9 protein-coding genes are annotated in these 6,957 nt (G+C 63.1%); all 9 read left to right on the forward strand.

From position 1 onward, the window contains the following. Positions 1 to 523 (forward strand): FliG C-terminal domain-containing protein (locus tag AB4Z11_RS17830; protein WP_442026578.1); only part of this gene is annotated, 523 nt, incomplete at its 5' end. Next, on the forward strand, positions 523 to 1,224 hold the full coding sequence (fliH, locus tag AB4Z11_RS17835) for a flagellar assembly protein FliH (protein ID WP_442026580.1): 702 nt from the start codon (positions 523 to 525) through the stop codon (positions 1,222 to 1,224). The genes AB4Z11_RS17830 and fliH, both read left to right, overlap by 1 nt. Then, positions 1,221 to 2,531: a flagellar protein export ATPase FliI gene (gene fliI, locus AB4Z11_RS17840; protein ID WP_442026581.1), complete on the forward strand. Its 1,311-nt coding sequence runs from the start codon at positions 1,221 to 1,223 to the stop codon at positions 2,529 to 2,531. The genes fliH and fliI overlap by 4 nt, the downstream gene beginning before the upstream one ends. Then, entirely contained in the window at positions 2,528 to 2,962 is a 435-nt protein-coding gene (locus AB4Z11_RS17845; protein ID WP_442026582.1) for a flagellar FliJ family protein, read from the forward strand. Before fliI ends, AB4Z11_RS17845 begins: the two co-directional genes overlap by 4 nt. A gap of 88 nt (positions 2,963 to 3,050) precedes the next feature. After that, entirely contained in the window at positions 3,051 to 4,445 is a 1,395-nt protein-coding gene (gene fliD, locus AB4Z11_RS17850; RefSeq protein WP_442026583.1) for a flagellar filament capping protein FliD, read from the forward strand. Positions 4,446 to 4,458: 13 nt separating this feature from the next. Continuing rightward, entirely contained in the window at positions 4,459 to 4,845 is a 387-nt protein-coding gene (gene fliS, locus AB4Z11_RS17855; RefSeq protein WP_442026584.1) for a flagellar export chaperone FliS, read from the forward strand. Then, positions 4,838 to 5,149, forward strand: a complete 312-nt coding sequence (locus tag AB4Z11_RS17860; RefSeq protein WP_442026585.1) for a hypothetical protein — start codon at positions 4,838 to 4,840, stop codon at positions 5,147 to 5,149. Before fliS ends, AB4Z11_RS17860 begins: the two co-directional genes overlap by 8 nt. Before the next feature lie 8 nt (positions 5,150 to 5,157). Continuing rightward, positions 5,158 to 6,591, forward strand: coding sequence for a flagellar hook-length control protein FliK (locus AB4Z11_RS17865; protein ID WP_442026586.1), 1,434 nt, complete (start codon positions 5,158 to 5,160; stop codon positions 6,589 to 6,591). A gap of 7 nt (positions 6,592 to 6,598) precedes the next feature. After that, the coding region (locus tag AB4Z11_RS17870; RefSeq protein WP_442026587.1) for a flagellar basal body-associated FliL family protein at positions 6,599 to 6,957 on the forward strand (359 nt) is incomplete at its 3' end.

Here is a 6,957-nt window from a genome sequence, read left to right on the forward strand (position 1 = left end):
GCTGAACATGGCGCGTCTGGATGAAATCGACCGCGACCTGCTGATCGAACTGGATGAGCTGGTCAACCGCTGCCTGTCCTCCTTCGACTCGCAGAGCACCAGCGTGGAAGGTGTGCGCCAGGTGGCCGAGATTCTGAACCGTCTGCCGGGCAACCGCGCCCAGATCGTCGAGCTGCTGCGCGCCCACGATCCGGAAGTGGTGGCACAGATCGAACTGTCGATGTACGACTTCCTCATCCTGTCGACCCAGACCGAAGTCACCCTCACCCGCATCATCGAGGAAGTGCCGCTGGAGCAGTGGGCGATTGCACTGAAAGGCGCCGAGCCTTCGATCCGCGATGCCGTGCTGAAGACCATGCCGAAGCGCCAGGCACAGGCATTCGAAGACATGATGCGCCGCGCCGGCCCTGTGCCGATGTCGCGCATCGAATCGACCCGTCAGGAAATCATGGCCACCGTCAAGGCGCTGGCCGATGCCGGCGAAGTCGAAGTGCAGCTGTTCGCTGAAACGGTGGTCGAATAATGAAGCAGTTCCGTCCCTATCGCTTCCCGCCGCTGTCGCAGTATGCGCTGCCGGCCGGCCGCAACGGCGCGGGCAATGCCATGGCCGATGCGGCGCAATGGCAGGCGTCTGTGTCCGAGGGCTTCGAACAGGGCCAGCGTGACGGCTACGAAATCGGCCTGCAGCGCGGCCAGGAAGACGGCTTTGAAGCGGGCCGCCAGCAAGGCTTCGAACAGGGCCGCGAAGAAGGCCGCCAGGAGACGCTGGTGGGCTTCGATCAGCTGGCACGCCCAGTCGACGCCATGCTGAAAGGCTTGAAGAAAGTACGCTCCGATTACCGTGCGGCGCAGCGCAAGGAAGTGGTCGATCTGGTGGCGAAAGTCGCGCGCCAGGTCATCCGCGCCGAGCTCGCTTTGCAGCCGGTGCAGATCATGGCCCTGGTCGATGAGACGCTTGCATCGATGCCGCCAACGCGCGAAGAGATCGACGTCTATCTCAACCCGGAAGAAGTCAAGCGCATTACCGATCTTGATCCCAAGCGCGCCAAGCGCTGGAACCTGATCGCCGATGCAAGCATGGATGTGGGCGAGTGCCGCATCCGGGCTGGCGATAATGAAGTTGATGCCGGCTGTCACCAGCGTCTTGCTGCTGTCATGGAACAGGTCGATAATCAGCTTCAGATTGCCGATGGCGGTGATGACGAGGACATGGGCGAAGAATGATTGCCGACGCACTGCGCAAGCTGGAGCTTGATGAAGTTCCGCTGGCCACGCCGACCGGACGGCTGGTGGGCGCATCCGGCTTGCTGCTTGAAGCAGCGGGTTGCAAGCTGCACACCGGGCAGCGTTGCCAGATCGAGACAGTGTCGGGCGAATGGCTCGACGCGCAAGTCGTTGGCTTCCGCGACAAGCTTTCCTTCCTGATGCCGTTCAAGAAGGCCGTGGGCCTGACCACTGGCGCGCGCGTACTGCCTTCTCCGGAAAAAGTCAGCATGCAGATTGGCCAGTCATGGCTGGGCCGCATGGTGAACGGCCTCGGCGAACCGATCGATGGATTGGGCAAGCTGGGCGGCGAATTTCCGCTGGACTCGCAACCGCCGCGCATCAATCCCCTGAAGAAAAAACCCGTCACCGAACCGCTGGATGTGGGCGTCCGTGCGATCAATTCGATGCTGACGCTCGGCCAGGGCCAGCGTGTGGGTCTGATGGCCGGCTCCGGCGTCGGCAAGTCCGTGCTGCTGGGCCTGATCACGCGACAGACCGTCGCCGATGTGGTGGTGGTCGGCCTGATCGGCGAGCGTTCGCGCGAGGTGCGCGAGTTCGTTGAAATGTCGCTCGGCCCTGAAGGTTTGAAAAAAGCCGTGCTGGTGATTGCCCCGGCCGATGAATCGCCGCTGATGCGCATCATGGCGACCGAACTGTGCCACTCGATCGCGGCGCATTACCGCGACCAGGGCAAGAACGTATTGCTGCTGGTGGACTCGTTGACCCGCTATGCGATGGCACTGCGCGAAGTCGCACTGGCGCTGGGCGAACCGCCCGCCACCAAAGGCTATCCGCCCTCCGTGTTCTCCAACCTGCCGCAGCTGGTCGAATCGGCCGGCAATGGCGAGAACCAGGCCGGCAGCATGAGTGCGATCTACACCGTGCTGGCCGAAGGCGATGACCAGCAAGACCCGGTAGTCGATACCGCGCGCGCCATTCTCGATGGCCATATCGTGCTAACGCGCGAGCTGGCCGAGCGCGGCCACTACCCCGCCATCAATATCGCTGCCTCCATCAGCCGCTGCATGAACCACGTGATCTCGAAAGAGCACATGCTGGCCGCGCGCGCATTGAAGTCATCGATGGCGCGCCACGAGCGGGTGCGCGACCTGATTCCTCTCGGCGCCTACGTGCCCGGCGCCGATCCCGTGACGGACAAGGCAGTGAACCTGCATCCGCACGTCGAGGAGTTCCTCTGCCAGGGCACCAAGGAAGCGGCTCCCTTTGGGCCGTGCGTGGAACAACTTGAAAGGCTGATGGCATGAAGAACGAGCACACCATCCGCAATCTATCCACCCTGGTGACCTTGCGCGACAACGAGGTCGAAAAACTGCAATCGGAACTGGCCGCCAAAGAGAACCTGCGCGACCGCTATCAGAAGACGCTGGACAAGCTCACCCAGCTGTACGAGAGCTCCGGTCCGACCGGCAAGCTGCCGATGGCGCTGGCCATCAATTGCGGCGATTACAAGCAGAACGTGATGGCCATGGCCGACAGCCACCGCCTCGACCTGTCCATGCATGAGGCGGACATGGCGGTATCCCAGCGTGCCCTGAATGCCGCTTACGTCAAGCGCGAGGTGCTGGGTCAGGTCTTGCACAAGGAACAGCAGGCGCTCAGCAATGCCAAGCAGGCAAAAGAACGCAAAGTGCATGATGAATTGGCAACCCAGCTGTGGTTCCGCAGTCAAAAATGAGGTCTCAAGGAAAATAATTTCATGAAGTCCCTCGTAAGGTCGCCCCTTACCTTGGTACACTTCATTTAATTTCCTCGGAGCATGAAAAATGGCATCGATTACCGCCCCAACCTACGACCCCAAGACCACTGCCACCCAGATGGCCACGCAGTTCATGCAAGGTCTGGACGACATGTGGAACGACCAGAACACGGCCGCTACCAACACGGCGTCGGGGTTGACCACGCTGGGTAGCTCCCTGTCGAGCTTCCAGAGCGTGCTCAGCTCGATGGGTACCAAGAAATCGGTACTGGCCAATTCGGCAACCTTCAGCTCCAATGTGGGTACTGCCACCGCCAGCGCCTCGGCTACCTCGGGCAATTACCAGTTCTACGTCGAGCAGATCGGCACCGCCGGCCAGGTTTCCTACAGTGGCGTGCAGGACAACACCGTCGCCGCCAGCGCCGGCAATCTGGCGGTCACCCTGGCAGACGGCACCAGCTTCACGGTCAACCTGGCCAACGCGGACAAGAACCTGGATGGCACCCTGACCACCAAAGAAATCGCGGCGGCCATCAACGTCGACGCCAACAACAATTCCCGTGTGACCGCCTCGACCATGACGATCAATGGCGCGTCCACCCTGGTGCTGACCTCGAACCTGACCGGCGCGAATAACGACGTGTCGCTGGATGTCAGCGGCGTCACCGATGCCGGTCTGGCAGCCCAGCTCGGCGCAGGCAACCAGAAGCGCCTGGTGACCGCCCAAGACGCCATCATCTGGGTTGGCGCCCAAGGCAGCGGCACCAAGGTGCAGCAGGCGTCGAATACCTTTACCGTGGTCGATGGCGTGTCGATGACATTCACCCAGGCTCAGGCAGCGGGCGCCAATCCGGTGACCCTGACCGTGGCCAACGATGCATCTGGCACCGCAACCAATATCCAGGCCTTTGTCGACGGCTGGAACAAGATGCTCGCCACGCTCAAGACCCTGACGGACCACGGCGATGCCGCGTCCAATAAGGCCCCGGCAATCTTCGCCAGCGATACCGGCCTGACCGCGCTGCAAACCAATATGATCTCGCTGCTGCGCACTTCGTCCGGCGGCATGAGCCTGGCCAACTACGGCATCACTTTGCAGCGCGACGGCACGCTGTCGCTGGATTCGAGCCGCCTGACCAAAGCCCTGGCCACCAATCCGAGTGGGCTGGACAGCATCTTCGGCAGYACCACCATCGGCAATGAAACCGGCGTGCTCGGTGGCATGGACAAGCTGATGGACTTCTGGACCAACAGCGCGACCGGCCAGATCGCTACCCGCAAGGACAGCAACTCTAAGCTGCAGACCCAGCTGACCGCACGCAAGGCGCTGCTGGATACGCAATACGACAACGCCTACAACCGTTACCTCGCCCAATTCACGCAGTTGCAGACCCTGCAATCGCAGATGAACACTACCGGTGGCATCTTCGACGCAATGTTCGGCAACAAGAGCGATTCATAAAGAGATTTAAACGATGGACCACGACGCCTACGCCAGCTATCACGCAACCAACCTGGACGCGCAGACCGCACGCGCCTCGCCGGTTGAGCTGGTGCTTGTTCTTACCGATGGCCTGCTCGAAGAGCTGGCGCGGGCACGCGGTCACATCGCCGGCAAACGCTACGAATTGAAGGCGGCCAGCCTGGATAAATGCACCCAGATTATCAATGGCCTGTCCAGCTCGCTCGACTTCGACACCGGCGGTGAAGTGGTGGCCAATCTAGGCCGCCTGTATGACTACTGCGCAGGCCGCCTGTACCGCGCCGGCGTGGACATGGACCCGGCTATCATCGACGAAGTGGTGGGTCTGCTGACCACCATCCGCGCCGGCTGGCAAGGCGTGCAGGACAAGAATGGATAGGCAAGCGACGCTGCTTCAGCTGGCACAAAAGCTGAGCGCCGCCACCGCTTCCTCCGACTGGAAAGCGCTGGCGGCGATTGACACTCTGCTTGGCAGTGCACTGCCCAAGATGGCGGCACAGGGCAAATGGACGCCAGCCGAGCGCGCCGCACTGGATGCGCTGCGCGCGCTGCACAAGACGGCACTGGCGCGCGTCAATGACGCCACCGCCGAGCTGGACAAGCATTTGTACGACCTGAAGAACAACCGTGAGGGCTGGATGGCATACGCCCTCGACAACGAAGTAAGCGGAACACACGCATGAGCCTGACCATGAGCACAAACAACGCGGCGTCGGCCGCCTCCAAGGCTTTCGCGGCCGTTCCGGCCACGCCGGCGCCAGCCGCCAATCCTGCGTCGTCCGCCGCCAGGGCCAGCACCGCAGTGCCAGGCACCGCGCACTCCGACAAACCGAAGGCCAGCGACAATAAACCCGCATCCGGCGCGGGCAAGGCCGCGCGCCCTGCCACGGCGCAGAGCGCCGCCAAGCCGGCCGCGCCCCAGGCTTCCGCCAAGCGGGCCGCTGCGCCAGCCAACTCCGCGGCAAGCAATGCTGCGCCAGCCGACGCGCGCGATGTGCAAGCCGGCGAGCGCGCAAGCGACGTCCCGGCCAGCCTGCCCGCCTTCGCTCAACTGCTCGATCTGGCCGCCGYACCAGTTGAAGAGAAGCCTGCCGATCCAGCCAGCGACAAAGATGCGCAAGCCACCACGGCTGGCACCGACGCACCAGACAACCTGGCTGCCATGCTGCCAAACTTTGCGGTGTTGCCACTGCCGACCGGCGCTGGTGCCCAGCAGCAGCAAGGTGACGGCACCAACCCCGCTGGCACCGCCGGCGATGAGGCTGTCGCGTCTGTCGCTGCCCAACAGAACAGCCCTTTGAACAGCGCGATCTTCGCCCTGTCCGGCGGCGCATCCAACGCCGCAGCGCTGCTGGCTGCACAAGCTTCCGCGACTGCAAATGGCGCAGCCAAACCAGCCGACGCCGCACGCCAGGCGGCCGCCAATGCCATTACCGCCGGCAACGGTAACAGCGCTGCCGACGATCTGGCTGCCGCGCAAGCCGCGCCTGTGCCAGTCGCTCCTGCATCACCGGAGCGCGCAGCTGCCCCGGCCACCTCAACGGCGGGCGACCTCGCCAGTGCGCTGAGCGCAGCGTCCACTAAAGCCGACACCAGCGCCGCGAAAGCCGATACCACGTCCGTCGGCGGCGACGCCACCGCATTCCGCAACGTGATGGCTGCCACTACCAGCACGACCACGCAAGGCAGCGACACTGTCAAGCTGAGCGGCGCACCGGAACAATGGCAGCAACCGCTGCGCGCCGCGCTGGGCGATCGCCTGCAGCTGCAACTGCAGCGCGGCAGCGAGAACGCCACCATCCGCCTGGAACCACCGAATATGGGCAGCATCGAGATTTCGATCCGCCACAGCGCCGGCGCGCTGCAGGTGAACCTGTCGGCCAGCCACAGCGAAGTGCTGCGCCAGCTGAACAACATCGGCGACACCATGCGCCAGGACCTGTCGCAGCGCCAGTTCACCGAAGTGGCCGTGACCGTCAGCGCAAGTGCTGGCCGCAGCCTGGCAGATAACGCCGGCGGCAATGCGCGCCAAGGCCGCGAACAACAAGAGAACGGCCCCGGCCGTGCACTCAACGAGGGCGACGACTCGCCCACCACCTTTGCCATGATGTCTGAGCGGGAGTAATCGATAGATGAACAAGAAACTGGTAATCGTCCTGGCAGCAGTGGGCCTAATCGCAGCGGGAGCTGCGGGCGGCGCCGTGTGGCTGCTGAAGTCCGACGGCAAGAGCGCTTCGGGCGACTCGCGCAAGGCCGAAGTGGCTGAGAAAAAGGACAACAAGCCAGTCAAGTATCTGACGGTGGAAAAAGTCATCGTCATGCTGCGCCGTAATCCAGGCGATACCGTGACCCATTACATGTCGGCCGACCTGGTGGTGTCCACCAGCGCGGACCAGGAAAAAGAAGCGAAGGAAAACCTGCCGCTGCTGCGCAGCGTCGCCGTGCGTGCCCTGTCGGCCCTGCCGATGGAAAAGGCATCCACCATGACGAT

It is taken from the genome of Pseudoduganella sp. RAF53_2, from assembly GCF_052113985.1.
Lineage (GTDB): Bacteria > Pseudomonadota > Gammaproteobacteria > Burkholderiales > Burkholderiaceae_D > Rugamonas.